The organism is Streptomyces sp. NPDC057694 (assembly GCF_042799415.1).
Taxonomy (GTDB): domain Bacteria; phylum Actinomycetota; class Actinomycetes; order Streptomycetales; family Streptomycetaceae; genus Streptomyces.
In genome coordinates this window covers 48056-65101 of the sequence record NZ_JBHVIX010000017.1, presented here as the reverse complement: position 1 = coordinate 65101, position 17046 = coordinate 48056, and the positions used below count along the sequence as shown (strand labels likewise).

The window sequence follows — 17046 nt, the reverse complement described above, 5'->3', positions numbered from 1 at the left end:
ACGATGCGTATCCGCCCGAGACAACGGCGCCTCGCGGTAGTCGGCACGGCCCTGTTGACCGTTCTCACGGCGGCGGCCGCGCTGCCGTCGGCGGCGGCCGACCGCCCGGAGCGCCCGCACGGCGGCGGCCTGTCCGCCACCATCCGCTACACCGAGTACGGCATTCCGCACATCGAGGCCAAGGACTACACGAACCTCGGCTTCGGCACCGGCTGGGCGCAGGCCGCCGATCAGGTGTGCACGCTCGCCGACGGGTTCGTGACGCTGCGCGGTGAGCGCTCGCGCTGGTTCGGCGCGGACGCGGCGCCGGACGGCTCGCTCTCCTCGGCGACCGGGAACCTCTCCAGCGACCTGTACTTCAAGGGCGTACGGCAGTCCCGGACGGTGGAGAAGCTGCTCGCCACGCCCGCTCCGGCCGGTCCCAGCAAGGACGTGAAGGACGGGATGCGGGGCTGGGCCGCCGGATACAACGCGTGGCTGAAGCAGAACCGCGTCACCGATCCCGCGTGCAAGGGCGCGGCGTGGGTGAGGCCGGTCACCGAACTCGACGTCGCCGCGCGCGGGTTCGCGATCTCGGTGCTCGGCGGGCAGGGCCGCGGCATCGAGGGGATCACGGCCGCGCGGCCGCCGTCGTCGACCGCGGCGAGCGCCCAGGCGACCACGGACACCAAGCAACTCGCGCGCGCGGCGGCCGACCTGTTCAGCCAGGAAGACTCCGACATGGGGTCGAACGCGGTCGCCTTCAGCGGGGAGACGACGGCGAACGGACGCGGGCTGCTCCTCGGCAATCCGCACTACCCGTGGCAGGGCGGGCGCCGCTTCTGGCAGTCGCAGCAGACGATCCCCGGTGAACTGGACGTCATGGGCGGCTCGTTGCTCGGCACCTCGACGATCTCGATCGGCCACAACGCGAACGTGGCGTGGAGCCACACCGTCGCGACCGGTGTCACGCTCAATCTGCATCAGCTCACCCTCGACGCCTCCGACCCGACCACGTACGTGGTGGACGGCAAGCCGGAGAAGATGACGAAGCGGACCGTGACCGTCTCCGTGAAGGGCGGCGCGGACGTGACGCGGACCCAGTGGTGGACGCGGTACGGACCGATCGTCACCTCGCTCGGCCCGACGCTGCCGCTGCCCTGGACGGCCACGACGGCGTACGCGCTGAACGACCCGAACGCGGTCAATCTGCGGGCCTCCGACACGGCGCTCGGCTTCAGCAGGGCCCGCTCGACGGACGACGTGCTGAAGTCCCTGCGCCGCACGCAGGGACTTCCGTGGGTGAACACGATCGCGGCCGACTCCGCGGGCCACTCGCTCTTCACCCAGTCGCAGGTGCTGCCGCGCATCACGGACGATCTGGCGGCACGCTGCTCGACGGCGCTCGGCAAGGCCACGTACCCGGCGTCGGGCGTCGCGGTCCTGGACGGTTCGCGGAGCGACTGCGCGCTCGGCAGCGACAAGGACGCCGTGCAGCCCGGGGTCTTCGGCCCGTCGAAGATGCCGGTGCTGAAGGACGCCCCGTACGCGGAGAACTCCAACGACAGTGCCTGGCTGGCCAATGCCGACCAGCCGCTCACCGGGTACGAGCGGATCTTCGGAACGGTCGGCACCCCGCGCTCGATGCGCACCCGCGGCGCCGTCGAGGACGTGGCGGCGATGGCCGACAAGGGCGGTCTGACGGTCGCGGACCTGCAGATGAAGCAGTTCGCGGACCGGGTACCGGCCGGGGACCTCGCGGCGGCGGACACCGCCAAGGCGTGTGCGGCGCTGCCCGGCGGCACGGCGGCCGGCAGTGACGGCAAGGCCGTGGACATCTCGGCCGCGTGCGGTGTCCTGAAGAACTGGGACCGCACCATGAACACCGGGAGCCGGGGCGCGCTGCTCTTCGACCGGTTCTGGCGCCGGCTGACGGCGACAGTCCCGGCGGCGCAGCTATGGAAGGTGCCGTTCTCGGCGGCGGACCCGGTGCGCACGCCGAACACCCTCGACACGCAGGCGCCCGCGTTCGCCACGGCGCTCGCCGAAACAGTCGCCGAACTGTGGTCCGCGGGAATCCCGTTGAACGCGAAGCTGGGCGACCACCAGTCCGTGACGCGTGCCGGGCAGCGCATCCCGGTGCCCGGCGGCACGGAGGGGCTGGGCGTCTGGAACAAGGTCGAGCCGGTCTGGGACGCCGCGAACGGCGGGTACACGGAGGTCGTGACCGGCTCAAGTTACATCCAGGCGGTCGGCTGGGACGGCGGCCGCTGCCCGGTGGCGCGCACCCTGCTCACGTACTCCCAGTCCTCGAACCCGGACTCGGCGCACTTCAGCGACCAGACCCGGCTCTTCTCCCGGGGCAAGTGGGTGACGGAACGCTTCTGCGACAAGGACATCCGGAAGTCGCCCGCGCTGAAGGTGGTGCGGGTGCGCGGCTGACCCCGCGCACCCCTGACGGGAGGGGCGGCCGGGTCACACGATCCTGGTCCGTCCCTCCCAGTACGGGTCGCGCAGCCGCCGCTTGTACAGCTTGCCGTTGGGGTCGCGCGGCATCGTCTCGATGAAGTCGACGCTCTTGGGCCGCTTGTACCCGGCGAGCTGCGTCTCGCAGTGGGCGAGGATCTCGGCGGCGAGCGCGTCCCCCGCGATGCGCCCCTCGGCGACCTCGACGACGGCCTTGACCTCCTCGCCCCAGTCGTCGTGCGGGATCCCGAAGGCGGCCGCGTCGGCGACGGCGGGGTGGGTCAGGAGCGCGGACTCGATCTCGGCGGGGTAGATGTTGACGCCACCCGAGATGATCATGTCGATCTTGCGGTCGCGCAGGAAGAGATAACCGTCCTCGTCGATGACGCCCAGGTCGCCGACGGTGAAGAAGTCGCCGATGCGGTTCTTCTTCGTCTTGTTCTCGTCCTTGTGGTACGAGAATCCGCCGGTGCTCATCTTCAGGTAGACGGTGCCGAGTTCACCGGCCGGGAGCCGGTTGCCGTCGTCGTCGAAGACCGCCAGCTCGCTGATGGGCCAGGCCTTGCCGACCGTGCCCGGCTTCTTCAGCCAGTCCTCGGCGGTCGCGAAGGCGCCGCCGCCCTCACTGGCCGCGTAGTACTCCTCGACGCACGTCCCCCACCAGTCGATCATCGCGCGCTTCACGTGGTCGGGGCAGGGCGCGGCGCCGTGGATCGCGTGCCGCATGCTGCTCACGTCGTAGCGGTCCTTGGTCTCCTGCGGCAGCGCGAGCAGACGGTGGAACTGCGTCGGCACCATGTGCGTGTGCGTGCACCGGTAGGTGTCCATGACGCGGAGCATCTCCTCGGGCGTCCACTTGTCCATCAGGACCAGCCGGTGCCCGATGTGCAGGGCGGCTCCCGCGAACTGGAGGACGGCCGTGTGGTACAGCGGTGAGCAGACCAGGTGGACGTTGTCGTCGAAGGGCTTGATGCCGAAGATGCCGAGGAATCCGCCGAGGTACGTCTCCTCGGGGAGCTTGCCGGGCAGCGGGCGGCGGATGCCGCGCGGGCGGCCCGTCGTGCCGGAGGTGTAGTTCATGACCCAGCCGAGGGTGCGGTCGGCGGGGGGCGTGTCGTCCTGGCCGTCGAGGAGTTCGGCGTACGGGCGGAAGGTGTCGATGTCTCCGACGGCGTAGCGGTGGGTGGCGGGGAGGTCCGCCTCGTCGGCGGCGGCGCGGGCCTGGGCGGCGAAGCGTTCGTGGGCGATCAGGACCTTCGCGCCGGAGTCGGAGACGATCCAGGCGATCTCCGGGCCGACGAGGTGGTGGTTGACCGGGACGAGGTAGAAGCCGGCCTGGGAGGCGGCCAGGTGGGCGGTGAAGAACTCGACGCCGTTGGGGAGGACGACGGCGAAGGCGTCCCCGCGCTTCAGGCCTGCCTCGCGCAGGCCCGCCACCATGTGGTTGGCCGCGGCGTGGAGGCGGCCCGCGGTCCATTGTTCGCCGTCGGGGGCGATCAGCGCGATCCGGTCCGGGTCCGCCGCTGCTTGGGCCCAGAAGCCGTTCGGGGGGGTTTGGTCGGGCATGAGGTGCGTTTCCCTTCTGGGGGTTGGGGGGATCGGTCGCATCTGCCGGGGCCGGATTCGTCGCCGGGTGCGGGCCGGTGGCCGCTTCTCGCGCAGTTCCCCGCGCCCCTGGGAGCGAGCTTCGCTCGCCCAGGGGAGGCGGAGCGAAGCGAGCTTCAGGGGAAGGCGCGCGCAGCGCATGCCTTCAGGGGCGCGGGGAACTGCGCGACCAGCCACGGCGAGAGCGGCACCCGGCGACGGCGGAGCGCTACCGCCCCGCGATCCGGTTGATCCTGTCGATGGCCTTCTCGAAGTCGCGGGTCAGCTCGTCGAAGACCGCCTGAACACTGCGCTCCTCGTTCATCCGGCCCACGATCTGCCCGACGGGCGTACCGAGCAACGGCTCCACCTCGTACTTCTGGATCCGGGACACCGCCTCGGCGACGAGCAGCCCCTGCAACGGCATCGGAAGGGTGCCGGGCCCGGCCGGATCGTCCCAGGCGTCGGTCCACTCGGTCCGCAACTGACGCGCGGGCTTCCCCGTGAGAGCACGCGAGCGCACCGTGTCCCCGGACCCGGCGGCGAGCAGCTTGCGGGTGACGGCCGGGGAGTGCATGTCGGCCTCGGTGGTGGTCAGCCACACCGACCCGAGCCAGACGCCCTGCGCTCCGAGCGCCAGCGCCGCGGCGACCTGCTGCCCGCTGCCGATGCCGCCGGCGGCGAGCACGGGCAGCGGGTCCACGGCCTCGACGGCTTCGGGCGTGAGCACCATGGAGGCGATCTCGCCGGTGTGCCCGCCCGCCTCGTAGCCCTGGGCGACGACGATGTCGATGCCCGCTTCGGCGTGCTTGCGGGCGTGCCGGGCGCTGCCCGCGAGCGCCGCGACGAGGACGTCGTGCTCGTGGGCGCGGGCGATGACATCGGCCGGGGGCGAGCCGAGCGCGTTGGCGAGGAGCTTGATCGGATAGTCGAAGGCGACGTCGAGCTGATTGCGCGCGACCTGTTCCATCCAGCCGGTGATCCGCCAGCCGGAGGCTTCCCCTTCCGCGAGTTCGGGCACGCCGTACTTGGCGAGGGTGTCCTGGACGAACTGCCGGTGGCTCTCCGGGATCATCGCCTCGACGTCGGCCTCCGTCACGCCCTCGACCTTCTTGGCCGGCATGACGACGTCGAGTCCGTAGGGGCGGCCGTCGGCATGCTCGTGCAGCCAGTCGAGGTCGCGTTTGAGTTCGTCGGGGGCGGTGTAGCGGACCGCGCCGAGCACGCCGAGACCTCCGGCCCTGCTGATGGCCGCGGCCACCGCAGGAAAGGGCGTGAAGCCGAAGACGGCGTGCTCGATCCCCAGTTTCTTGCTCAGCTCCGTCTGCATGCGCGCAGGATGCCGCAGCCAACCGGCCGACGGAAGAGCTTTTCTGATGCAGCGTCAGATTCTTTACAGGGTGGGCACCCAGCCCGGGTGGTTGACACGGGGCAGTCCTGACATGAATGTTTCATCCGTCGTGGTGGATCCCGAAAGATACTTTCAGGAGGCTGTTGATGAGCTCAGGGGACCAGGACAGATCACGGGCCGGGCTCACCCGGCGCGGGCTCGGCGCCGCCACCCTCGCGCTGGGCGGCGCGCTCGCCCTCGCCCCGTTCCCCGCCGGCCCCGCCGTGGCCGCGGAGCAGAAGCGGCGCCCGACCCTGCGTCACGGCTCCCCCGAGCGCGCGGGCCTGCTCGCCGGGCATCTGCGGCAACTGGTCGTCGACGCCGAGAAGTTCCTCGGCCCCTCGCCCAAGCATCCCTGGTACGCGGGCGCCGTGCTGCTCGCGGGCCGCGGCGGCACGGTGGCCCTGCACCAGCCGATCGGCAAAGCGGTGCGGTACAAGCACTACGACGACGTGACCGACACCGGCGTCGAGTTCCCGGCGGCCGAGCAGATCGACATGGCCGAGGACACCGTCTTCGACCTGGCGTCGGTCTCCAAGCTCTTCACGTCGATCCTCGCCGTCCAGGAGATCGAGCGCGGCTCGCTGCGCCTGGAGGCGAAGGTCGCCTCGTACCTGCCGGAGTTCGCGGGCGGGGGCAAGCAGGACGTGACGATCCGTCAACTGCTGACGCACACCTCAGGTTTCCGCTCCTGGATCCCGCTGTACAAGGAGCCGACCCGCGAGGGACAGCTCCAACTCATCTGGAACGAGGCGCTGCTCAACCCGCCGGGCACCGTCTATCTCTACTCCGACCTGAACCTGATCTCCCTCCAGCTCGTCCTGGAGAAGCTCACCGGCACGGCGCTCGACGTCCTGCTGCGCGAGCGCGTCACCGGTCCGCTCGGCATGACCCGAACCCGCTACAACCCGCCCGCGGAGTGGAAGCCCAAGGTCGCGGCGACCGAGGACGCCCGCGCACCCTGGTCGGGTCTCGACCGCGGCCTGGTGTGGGGCGAGGTGCACGACGAGAACGCCTACGGATTCGGCGGTGTCGCGGGCCACGCCGGTGTCTTCTCCACCGCCTGGGACCTGGCGGTCCTCGGCCGCACCCTGCTCAACGGCGGCGTGTACGGCAACGCGCGCATCCTCTCCGCCAAGTCCGTGGAGCTGATGTTCACGGACTTCAACCAGGCGTTCCCCGGCGACGAGCACGGTCTCGGCTTCGAGCTCTACCAGCACTGGTACATGGGCGCGATGGCCACGCCCCGCACCGCGGGCCACACCGGTTTCACCGGGACCTCGATCGTCCTCGACCCGACGACCGACTCCTTCCTGATCGTGCTCGGCAACTCCGTGCACCCCGTGCGGAACTGGCGGTCCGGCTCCGCTCCCCGGGTCGCCGCGGGCACCAACATGGCGCGGGCGGTCGCGGTCCGCCCCGCGCACGGCCGCACGGCCTGGTTCGCCGGAACCGCGAGCGCGACGTCGGCGACGCTGACCCTGCCGGACCTGCGCCTGACCACGTCCGGCGCGCGGCTGACCTGCTCCCTGTGGTGGGACACGGAGCCGCACTCCGACTTCCTGTTCCTGGAGGTGTCCACGGACGGCGGTTCGGCCTGGAAGGCCCTCCCGTTCACGACGGACCGCACCGACGCCCACGACTCCGGGTCGGTGGACGGCTTCTCGGGCCGCACCTGGCACCGCCTGGAAGCCGACCTCGGCGGCTTCGACCCCGCGTCGGTGCGCGTGCGCTGGCGGTACACGACGGATCAGCTGTACGTCGGCCGCGGGGTCTACGTGGACGGCATCCGGGTCACCGACGGCCGCCGCGTCGCCTTCGACGAGGCCCGCGCGGCGGACGCGTCCCGCATCGAGGCGGTGGGCTGGGCCGCGTCCCGGGACTGATCGGGGCGCCTCTGCGTCAAGTCACCGGGCGGCCGGCGCCGGGGCGGTCGACTCGCGGACGACCAGGCGGGGGCGGATGAGCAGCGAGCGGCCCGCGCCGGAGGTCGTCTCGATGCGGGAGCGCAACTGCTGGAAGGTCTCGGCGGCCATCTCCGAGAGCGGCTGACGGACCGTGGTGAGCGGCGGCTCGAACAGCTCGGCGAGCAGGATGTCGTCGAAGCCGACCACGGAGACCTCGCGGCCCGCGCTGACCCCGGCGTCCCGGGCGCCCCGGCAGATCCCGATCGCGCACATGTCGTTGATGGCGACGAACCCGGTCGGGGGTTCGGGCGCGGCGAGCAGTTCACGGGCCGCTGCCCTGCCGAGTTCCGCGGACTCCTTGTCGCCGAACTCGCTGGTGGCGGCGCCGGGCCAGACCACCGCCGAGGCCGGGTCGACCCCGGCCTCCTCCAGCGCGGCGCGAAAGCCGCGCAGCCGCTCGCGCCGGTTGACACTGCTGACCGAGCCGGAGACGAACGCCAGTCTTCGGTGGCCGAGTTCGAGCAGATGACGGGTGGCGAGTTCGGCGCCCATCGCGTTGTCGACGCTGATGCTCGCGAGGGAAGAGGGGTCGCCCGACTGGGCGGCGCGGTCGAACGCGACCATCTTCAGGCCCCGCTTGAGCAGCGGGGCCACATGGTCGAGCGTGGGCAGCGAGGAACACAGGACGACACCGCTGACCCCGTCGGCGAGCAGCTCCTCGCTGTACTTCAGCTCCCGCGCCGGATCGCGCTCACTGTTGCAGAGCAGTACGTGGTAGCCCTCGGCGAGGGCGACCGCCTCCAGCTCCCTGGCGAGTGAACCCCAGAAGGGGTTGGCGACGGACGGGACGATCAGGCCGATGACCCGGATCCGGCCCGTGCGCAGCATGCGGGCCGCACGGTTGGGCCGGTAGCCCAGTGTCTCGATGACCTGTTCCACGCGGGCGAGCGTCGTGGGCTGCATGCGGTCCGTCCGTCCGTTGAGGACGTTCGACACCGTGCTCGCCGACACTCCTGCCGCCTGCGCGACTTGATGGATCGTTATCCCGGTCAACGCCGTGCCACCTCCGGCTCGTCACGTCACTGTACGCAGCAGTGTACCGATTTACTAGACGATCCACATCGCCCTCATCTCGCCAACTGGCTGTAACAGCCCGGAAAGATTCTTGTGCGCGGGCGGTTGACGGTTCACGAAAGCCGTTCCTAGCATCAGTGCATCGATTTACCGAGGGCCTCGCCCCCAGATCGGGCCATAACTCGCTCTCCAAGGGCTCTACTTCATCGCATGTCGTCGCATCGTTCACTGCATCGGTGCACCAATCGACTCTCGACCATCTTGCTTCCTCGCCTCTTAAGGGGTGTCCCATGGAACTCACGAGACGATCGCTGCTGGCCGCGCTCGGCGCGGGCACGGCAGCGGCGCTCACCGGCTGCGCCGCAGGAACGGACGCGGGCGGCTCGGCCGACGGCCCGGCCCAGGGGGAGATATCCCTGCTCACCCCCATCTACGAGGGGGCGGACGGCAAGCAGCTCCTGGAGGGGAAGATCCTTCCGGCGTTCCGCAAGAAGTACCCGGACGTCACCGTCAAGGTCGACTACACGACGTACACCCAGCTCAACGAGAAGATCACCACCGCGCTCGCGGGCGGTCTGCTCCCCGACGTGCTGATGATGGGCGTGGGCTGGATCCCGCCGTTCGCCGCGAAGAAGGTGCTCGCCGAGCTGCCCGAGTCGCTCGCGGCCGGGCACGGCTACGAGGACCGGGTCCTCGAACCCTCGCGCTACGACGGCAAGCTGTACGCCCTTCCCACCGTGATGGCGACCCGTCTGGTCGCCTACCGCAAGGACCACTTCGCCGCCGCCGGCATCAAGAAGCCCCCGGAGACCTTCGCCGAGCTGCGCGCCATGGCGAAGGAGCTGACCAAGGGCGACCGGAAGGGCCTCGACCCGTTCTCCATCGACCTGCGCCAGTGCTGGGAGACGTTCCTCTACGCGGCCGGCGGGTCGCTGTTCAGCGCCGACGGGAAGAAGCCGACGTTCACCGGCCCGCGCGGCGTGGAGGCGCTCCAGTTCTTCAAGGACCTCCAGAAGGACGGCTCGGCCGACTACACCCAGAAGACCGAGGGGGACGCGGGCGCCACGACGAACCTGCAGCTCGGCAAGGCGTCGATGATGGTGACCGGCAGCGGGCTGTGGAAGCAGCTCCAGGAGCAGAGTCCCGACCTCATCGAGAAGGACCTGATCGGCGCGTTCGTGCTGCGCGGACGCAAGGCGGCGATGCTGACCGGCGGCACGCTGGTGTGCCAGTCGGCGCGCAGCACGCACGCCTCCGCGGCGCGGGCGCTGGTCGCCCACCTCGCCGCGTCCGACAACGTGCTGGCAGCCGCGAAGCAGCGGGCGACGGTGCCCGGCGTCACGTCGCTGCGCTCGTCCTCGTACGTGAAGGGCAACAAGCTGGTCGACTTCTCGGTGCGCAATCTCGACAAGGCCTGCGCCGAGGGCGGGACGCCCGCGTGGATGGAGATCCGCGAGAAGATCAAGCCGACGCTCGAACCGGCCGTCGTGGGCGGCAGGTCGGCGGCGGCCGCGATCGCCGAACTCGGTGAGCTGGCCCAGTCGGCCATCTCCCGGATCTGAGGGCGGCCGTCATGGGAGCCGTCTCCGTCCTGAAGCCGCGGCCGCCCGCCGCGCCCGCCGGCCCACCGCCGCCCGCGCCTCCCGCACGCCGCGGGGGACCCGGTGCCCGGCGGCGCCGCGCGGGACTGCTCATGGTGACGCCCGCGCTGCTGCACGCGGCGCTGTGGATCGGGCTGCCGGTGCTCGCCGCCGTGTACCTGGCGTTCACCTCGTACGACGTCCTGTCCTCGCCCCGCTTCGTGGGCCTCGCCAACTTCCGGGACATGCTCGGCGACGAGATGTTCCGCAAGTCGATCGTCAACACGGTCATCTATACGTTCTTCACCGTGCCGTTCGGCATGGCGCTCGGGCTGCTGCTGGCGCTGGCGCTGCACACCGGGCTGCGGGCCCGCGGTCTGTTCCGTACCGCGATCTTCCTGCCGCAGGTGACCGCGACGGTGGCGATCGCCCTGGTCTGGCTGTGGATCTACAACCCGCGCAACGGCCTGTTCAACACGCTGCTCGGTCTCGTCGGCATCGAGGGTCCCGCCTGGCTGGCGTCCACGTCGTGGGCCATGCCGTCGGTGATCCTCGTCGGGGTCTGGCAGGGCATCGGCATGAAGATGCTGATCTATCTGGCCGCGCTGCAGAACCTGCCCAAGGACCTCTACGAAGCGGCCTCGGTCGACGGTGCCTCGCGCGTGCGGCAGTTCTTCTCGATCACGCTGCCGCTGCTCAAACCCGCCACGTTCTTCGTCCTCATCACCTCGATGATCAGCGCGTTCCAGTCCTTCGACCAGATCTACATCCTCACCGACGGCGGCCCGGCGGGCTCCACGACGATGATGACGTACGAGATCTACAAGTCGGCGTTCCGCGAGTTCCGCGTGGGCTACGCCTGTGCCCAGTCGCTGGTGCTGTTCGTGCTCCTCATGGGGTTCACCCTGGTCAACCGGCGCATCATGGGAGGCACCCGTGGCCACGACTGACATCCGGCGGCCGCAGGCCCCCGGCCGGATCGCCCTCTACGTGACGCTGTCCGTGGTGGCGCTGCTGATGGTGCTGCCGTTCCTGTGGATGGTCATCACCTCGCTCAAGACACCGCAGGAGATCGCCTCCGAGCACACCGGACTGCTGCCCGCGCACTGGGACTTCGGCAACTACGTCGACGCGTTCCGGGCCGCGCCGTTCGCCACGTACGCCCGCAACAGCTTCGTCATCGCCCTCAGCCACACCGTGCTCAACGTGGTGTTCGCGTCGATGGCCGGGTACGCGCTGGCCCGCATCAAGTTCCGCGGCTCCGAGCTGCTGTTCTACGGTTTCGTCGCCGCGCTGATGATCCCGACGTACACCAAGGTCCTGCCGGAGTTCCTGATCGTGCGGTTCATGCCGCTCGCGGGCGGCAACGACCTGTTCGGGCAGGGCGGCAGCGGCTGGCTCGACACCTGGTGGGCGCTGATCGTGCCGGGCGCGATCACCCCGTTCGCGGTGTTCCTGTTCCGCCAGTTCTATCTGGACCTGCCGGTGGAACTGGAAGAGGCGGCGCGCCTGGACGGGCTCGGCGAGTTCCGTATCTACGCCCGCATCATGACGCCGCAGGTCAAGCCGGCCCTGACCACGGTCGCCCTGCTGACCTTCGAGGCGTCGTGGAACAACTTCCTGTGGCCGCTGCTGGTGACCCGCACCGACAGCCTGCGCGTCATCCAGGTCGGTCTCTCGGTCTTCAAGACCGAGAACGGCACGCAGTGGCACTTCCTGATGGCGGGCACGACGCTCGCGACGCTGCCGATGGTGGCGCTGTTCCTCGTCGGCCAGCGGTACTTCGTCCAGGGGTTCGCCCACACCGGCCTCAAGTGACGGGCCGCGTCCCCCTCATCTGCACCTCGCTCACCTGCATCTCCCTCATCTGAACGCTTCCGAAGGGTTCCGCATGTCCAGTGATCTTCAGGGTTCCCGTGCGCTCGTGACCGGCGCGGGCCACGGCATCGGCCGGGCCATCGCCGTCGGGCTCGCCGCGGCGGGCTGCGACGTCGCCGTGCACTACCGCAGCTCCCCCGACGCCGCCGAGGAGACGGTCGCCGCGATCGAGGCCCTCGGCCGTCGCGCCAAGGCCTTCCACGCCGATGTCACGGTGACCGCCGACGTCGACCGGCTCGTGGCGGAGGCGACCGGGTTCCTCGGCGGACTCGACGTGCTCGTGTGCAACGCCGGACATCTGATCGGCCGGGCCACCGTCGCCGAGATGAGCGACGAGCACTTCGACCGGGTGCTCGACGCGAATCTGACCTCCACGTTCCGTACGTGCCGGGCGGCGCTGCCGCACCTCGCCGCGTCGTCCGCCGGGCGCATCGTCACCATGTCCTCCCTCGCCGCGCACAACGGCGGCGGACCCGGTTCCGTCGCCTACGCCGCCGCGAAGGCCGGCATCCGCGGCTTCACCAAGGCCCTCGCCAAGGAGGTCGCGGCGTCGGGTGTCACGGTGAATGCGGTCGCGCCGGGCTTCATCAAGGGCACGGCGTTCCACGACACGTTCACGGCGCCCGAGGCGCAGGAGGCGATGGCGGCGGGCATCCCGGTCGGGCGGCCGGGCACGCCGGAGGACGTGGCGGCCTCGGTCGTGCATCTCGCCTCCCCGGCCGCCGGTTTCCTCACCGGTACGACGCTGGACATCGACGGTGGCGTGTGGCCCCGGTGAGGCGGATCCCGCGTGAGCGCGGCGGCTGGTGGCACGCCTATGTCTGCCCGGCGCACGGCGGGGAGCTCGATCACGGCGACCCGCTGTCGGGGCTCTTCCCGGAGGGTGGCGCCCTGTGCGCCCGCGGCTGCCGGGTCGACTCCCCCGCGGTGCGCGGCGCGTGGACGGTCCTCGCGCACCAGGCGTGGGCGCGCCGCATCCGGGTCCTGGCCGAGGCGGGCGACGACGCCGAGGCGGTCCGGCTGCTTTCCGAGTACGCCGCCCTCTATCGGGAGCTGGCGGCCGACGGGCACGACGGCGCGCAGCCGTGGATGCTGCGCGGCCGGCTCTTCCACCAGGCGCTGACCGACGCGATCTGGGCGGTGAACATCGGGCACGCGGTGTGGACCCTCGCGGCGCGCGGCGCGTCCGGCACCGACGCGCTGCTGCCGCTCCTCGACGAGGTGGAGCGGGCCGCGCTCGACGCCCGGCACGTCCTGGTCGACCGCGGCGATCTCGCCTCCAACTACACGACGTGGCTGACGGCGGCCGGGGTCGCGGCGGGCCGGGCCGCGGCGCTGGTGCGCGGGACGCCCTGGGACGGCGCCAAGCAGTGGCTGGACGGGCCGCACGGTCTGTACGCGCATCTGCGGGCGTGCGTGGCCGACGACGGCTGGGAGTGGGAGGGCAGCACGTACTACCACGGCTTCGTGCTGCGGGCGGCGCTGCTGGCGCTGCGCGGCACGGATCCGGCGGCCCTGCCCGCCGACGTCGCCGGACGGCTGACCGGCATGGTCGACGTCCTCGCGGTCCTGGCCACGGACGGCGGGGTGCTGCCCGCGTTGAACGACGGCCCCTACCGGCGCGTCCCCCTCGCCCTGGAGTGGCTCGAACTGTGCGCGCTGGCGCAGCAGTTCGCTCCCGCGCTCGCACTGGCGGCGATCGCCGCGCAGGCCCGCGCCGAGGCGGGAGCGGCGGACGACGGCCTCGACACGACGGCGGCGGGCTGGTTCACCGGGCGGCCCCTTCCGGAGCGGGCGGCGCCCATGCCGGTCACGGTCTTCGAGGACGCCGGGTACGCGGTCCTGCGGGCGGCCGGTGTGCACGCCGTGCTGGCCTTCGGACCGCACGGCGGCTCGCACGGCCACCGCGACAAGCTCGCCCTGTTCCTGTACGGGCGTACCGCGCCCTGGCAGCCGGACCCCGGCCAAGTGCCTTATGCGCACGACGTGTTCCGCGACCACTACGCCGGCACGGCCGCACATCCGGCGTTCCGGGTGGACGGCGCCGAGCAGGCCGAGTGCGCGGGCCGGCTCCTCGCGCGGGACGCCTCCTCGGTCACGGCCGAGGTGACGGACGCGTACGACGGAGTGCGTGCGGTGCGCCGGATCGCGACGGGCGCCGGCCATCTGGTCGACGTGCTGACCCTGACCGTCGGGGACGGCGGGGACGGCGCGGAGCGGACGCTGACCGGCCAGTTGCGGCCGGGTGTCGGCCTCGACGTCCAGGTGCAGCCGGCCGGTGCCGTGCGCACGACCTGGTACGGCGAGGACGAGGTACTGCACGGCTGGCACACGGCTTCGGTACCGCTGCGGCCCGTGACCCGGCCCGGTCCTGGACCTGCCGACGACCCTCAACTGGCGCGTTCCTGGGTCGACTTCACGGCACGCGGCGCGCGTCTGGTCCTCGCCTCGGTGTACCAGGCGGCGTCGCACGGCCCCGCGGTGACGGGCGTCCGGCTCACCGGGGACGGCGTGGAGGTGCGCCTCGCCGACGGTTCGTCGGCCGTGCACGGGACGGGGGCCTGAGATGCTGCTGTCGGCGACACCGCCCCCGGGACCGCGCCCGCGCCAGGAGCGCCGGCTGCTCGACGAGGCCGTACGGCACCGGGACCTCGTCCCGCCGTCCCGGCATCCGATGGCGAGCATCACCTGGCTGGGCCCGGCCGCCGCCAACCCGGCGCTCGCCTACCGCGTGAGCGGCGACCGTGCCCACCTGGCGGAGGCCGAGCGGTGGATCGGGGCCGCGGTCCGGCTGCCGCACTGGGGCCGCGCCCACATGCCCGATCACGACCTGGACGCGGGCTGGCTGCTGCACGGCCTGTCCCTCGCCCACCACTGGCTCGGCGACGACCTCTCCCCCGACCTCGCGGACCTGCTGCGCTACAAACTCCTCGTCCAGGGACGCCGCATGTACGAGTTCGCGGTGGCCACGGAGGGCCGCTGGTGGTCGTCGTCGTACTGGCAGAACCACAACTGGATCTGTTACGCGGGCCTGGCCACCGCCGGTTACGTCCTGGGCCGCGAGGAGTGGACGGAGCGCGCCAAGGACAACCTGGGCCGGGTGCTCGACCTGCTGCCCGCGGACGGCTCGCACGCCGAGGGCGTCGTGTACTGGCGGTACGGGGTGCCGTGGCTGGCGATCCACCTGGACCTGCTTCAGGAGTGCGAGGGCCTGGACTGGTGGGACCGGGGCGGCTTCATGGCGCACACCTTCGACTTCCGGCTGCACCAGTCGGCTCCGGGCTTCGCCGAGCAGACCGGGCACGGCGACTGCCACGACCGGCGCAGCGGCCACAGCACGGCGCTGTACCGGCGGCTCGCCGCGCGGTTCGGCATCGGGGAGGCGCAGTGGCTCGCCGATCTCGTGGACCGTGAACTCTTCGACGGGGAAGCGGAGTTCAGCGGCGTACGGCCGGGGATCCGGGCGGAGGCCTATCTGGACCATCTGTGGCACGACCCGTCGGTCGTGCCCGTCGCGCCGACGCGCACGCACGCGCACTTCCCGGATCTGGGGCTGCTGACGGCCCGCACCGGCTGGGACGCGGCGGCGACGTTCGTGTCGTTCAAGGCCGCGCCGGGCGGCGGTCACCAGGCGTGGGAGAGGTCGGCCAAGCACCGGGCGGAGCTCGGCTGGGAGACGCTCAACCAGGGCCATCACCATCCCGACGCCGGATCGTTCGTCCTCACGTCCCAGGGCGCCTTCCTCGCCGTCGACGAGGGCTACAGCAACCGCAAGCGGGCGGCGCACCACAACCTTCTCCTGGTCGACGGGCACGGCTTCGCGGGCGAGGACCGTTACCACGTCTACGAGGACATGCCCCTCGAGCACCGGGCGCGGCTGCGGGACGTGCTGGCGGAGGGCGGCTGGGCGCACGGCACCGCCGAGATCGCCGCGATGTACCCGGCCGAACTGGACGTGCGGCGTCTGGACCGCACGCTCGTGTGCACCCCGTCGGGCCGGCTCGTGCTGCTCGACGAGGCGGCGGCCGACACGGCCCGCGCCTGGACGTTCCTGCTCCAGACGGACGCGCCGACCGCCACGCACGACGACGTGCGGGACCGGCTGATCCGGTCCGGGGACGCACGGGCAGTGCTGCGCCGCCACGCCCCCGACGACGCCGAGGTCACCTCGCAGCCGACCGAGGTCGAGGCCAACCCCACGTCCAGCACGCCGGAGTTGAGCATCACCCGCACGCTGCACACCCTGCGGATCACGACGCCCGCCGGGGAGCGGGCCCGTTTCCTGACGACGATCGAGCCGGGCGCCGAGGCCGCGACGGCCCGCGCGGTGCCGTCCGGCATCGTCTTCGAGGCCCCGGACGGCACGACGGAGACCGTGCTCCTCTCCCCCGCCGACCGGCGCATCGACACCCCCGAGGTGTCGGCGGACGCGGCGGCGGTGCTGCTCGCGCCGGACCGCGCCCCGTACGTGGTCGCGGCCACCCGCCTCGCCCTGCCCGGTCACCCCGTCCAGGAGTGGCCGGAGCCCTACACCGGATCGGCGGCCCCGCGATGACCCTGTCCCTCTCCCCCGCCTCCCCCGGATCCTCCGGCACGCGCGGCCGGTTGCTGCGCTCGCTCGACTGGGTGGCCCAACCGGCCGCCGCAGGGGCCGCGTTCACCCTCCTGGCGCTCGGTGTCGTCACCTGGCTGCCCGCGCTCGCCGCTCTCGCGCACGCTCTTCAGCGCTGGCGCTCCGACGGCGACAACCGGTCCTTCACCGGGGTGTTCGCCGCGTTTCCCCGCTACTGGCGCGCACTGTGGCGGCAGAGCGCCCTCGGCGCCGTCGCCGTGTCCGTGCTCGCCGCCAACTGCGTCTTCCTGAGCGGCCGTTCGACGCCGTACGCGTTCGTGCTGCTGGCCGCACAGGCCGGGATTCTCGCGGTGCTGCTCGTCCACTGCACGGCCTTCGCGGCGTACGCGGCCCTCGTCCCCGACGAGGCGCCGGCCCGGTGGCACCGGCGGGCGCTCGCCCTGGCCTTCGCCTCGCCCGCCCGCGGTACCGCTCTGCTCGGCGCGGCCGTCTCCGCCGCGATCCTCACGCTGCCCGTCCCGCTCGGCCCGCTGCTGTTCGGCCCGAGCGTGCCCGTCCTGCTCGCCCTGCACTTCGCCGCACCGCAACCGGAGAGGACCTCCTGATGCACCGACC

12 protein-coding genes are annotated in these 17046 nt (G+C 71.7%); 9 read left to right on the top strand and 3 right to left on the bottom strand.

What is annotated here, in order from left to right; translation table 11 throughout:
• The first annotated feature begins 3 nt into the window (after positions 1-3).
• Entirely contained in the window at positions 4-2421 is a 2418-nt protein-coding gene (locus tag ACFVDP_RS30020; protein WP_383496366.1) for a penicillin acylase family protein, read from the top strand.
• Positions 2422-2454: 33 nt separating this feature from the next.
• On the opposite strand, the gene ACFVDP_RS30015 is transcribed toward ACFVDP_RS30020, so the two are convergent.
• Together ACFVDP_RS30015 and ACFVDP_RS30010 are read right to left on the bottom strand one after the other, a co-directional pair.
• Positions 2455-4011 carry an acyl-CoA synthetase gene (locus ACFVDP_RS30015; protein WP_383496363.1) on the bottom strand — a complete coding sequence of 519 codons (1557 nt, stop codon included), beginning with the start codon at positions 4009-4011 and terminating at the stop codon, positions 2455-2457.
• 247 nt (positions 4012-4258) lie between these two features.
• Positions 4259-5359, bottom strand: coding sequence for an NAD(P)H-dependent flavin oxidoreductase (locus tag ACFVDP_RS30010; RefSeq protein ID WP_383496360.1), 1101 nt, complete (start codon positions 5357-5359; stop codon positions 4259-4261).
• 167 nt (positions 5360-5526) lie between these two features.
• On the opposite strand from ACFVDP_RS30010, the gene ACFVDP_RS30005 reads away from it, so the two are divergent.
• Positions 5527-7305, top strand: coding sequence for a serine hydrolase (locus ACFVDP_RS30005; protein ID WP_383496357.1), 1779 nt, complete (start codon positions 5527-5529; stop codon positions 7303-7305).
• Between the two features lie 21 nt (positions 7306-7326).
• On the opposite strand, the gene ACFVDP_RS30000 is transcribed toward ACFVDP_RS30005, so the two are convergent.
• The gene (locus tag ACFVDP_RS30000) at positions 7327-8379 is read right to left on the bottom strand and encodes a LacI family DNA-binding transcriptional regulator (RefSeq protein WP_383496354.1); all 1053 of its coding nucleotides are present in this window, start codon (positions 8377-8379) and stop codon (positions 7327-7329) included.
• Between the two features lie 311 nt (positions 8380-8690).
• Here ACFVDP_RS30000 and ACFVDP_RS29995 point away from each other — a divergent pair, with 311 nt between their 5' ends.
• From ACFVDP_RS29995 to ACFVDP_RS29965, 7 genes are all read left to right on the top strand, one after another.
• Positions 8691-9962 (top strand): extracellular solute-binding protein, encoded by a 1272-nt coding sequence (locus ACFVDP_RS29995; protein WP_383496351.1) that lies wholly within the window; start codon positions 8691-8693, stop codon positions 9960-9962.
• Positions 9963-9973: 11 nt separating this feature from the next.
• A complete protein-coding gene (locus ACFVDP_RS29990; RefSeq protein ID WP_383496348.1) occupies positions 9974-10930 on the top strand; it encodes a carbohydrate ABC transporter permease in 957 nt (318 codons plus the stop codon).
• Positions 10917-11798: a carbohydrate ABC transporter permease gene (locus ACFVDP_RS29985; protein ID WP_383496345.1), complete on the top strand. Its 882-nt coding sequence runs from the start codon at positions 10917-10919 to the stop codon at positions 11796-11798. Before ACFVDP_RS29990 ends, ACFVDP_RS29985 begins: the two co-directional genes overlap by 14 nt.
• Before the next feature lie 73 nt (positions 11799-11871).
• Entirely contained in the window at positions 11872-12636 is a 765-nt protein-coding gene (locus tag ACFVDP_RS29980) for an SDR family NAD(P)-dependent oxidoreductase (protein ID WP_383496342.1), read from the top strand.
• Positions 12624-14423, top strand: coding sequence for a heparinase II/III family protein (locus ACFVDP_RS29975; RefSeq protein ID WP_383496339.1), 1800 nt, complete (start codon positions 12624-12626; stop codon positions 14421-14423). The genes ACFVDP_RS29980 and ACFVDP_RS29975 overlap by 13 nt, the downstream gene beginning before the upstream one ends.
• Position 14424: 1 nt before the next feature.
• A complete protein-coding gene (locus ACFVDP_RS29970) occupies positions 14425-16413 on the top strand; it encodes a hypothetical protein (protein WP_383496336.1) in 1989 nt (662 codons plus the stop codon).
• On the top strand, positions 16410-17036 hold the full coding sequence (locus tag ACFVDP_RS29965) for a hypothetical protein (RefSeq protein WP_383496333.1): 627 nt from the start codon (positions 16410-16412) through the stop codon (positions 17034-17036). Before ACFVDP_RS29970 ends, ACFVDP_RS29965 begins: the two co-directional genes overlap by 4 nt.
• Positions 17037-17046: the final 10 nt, after the last annotated feature.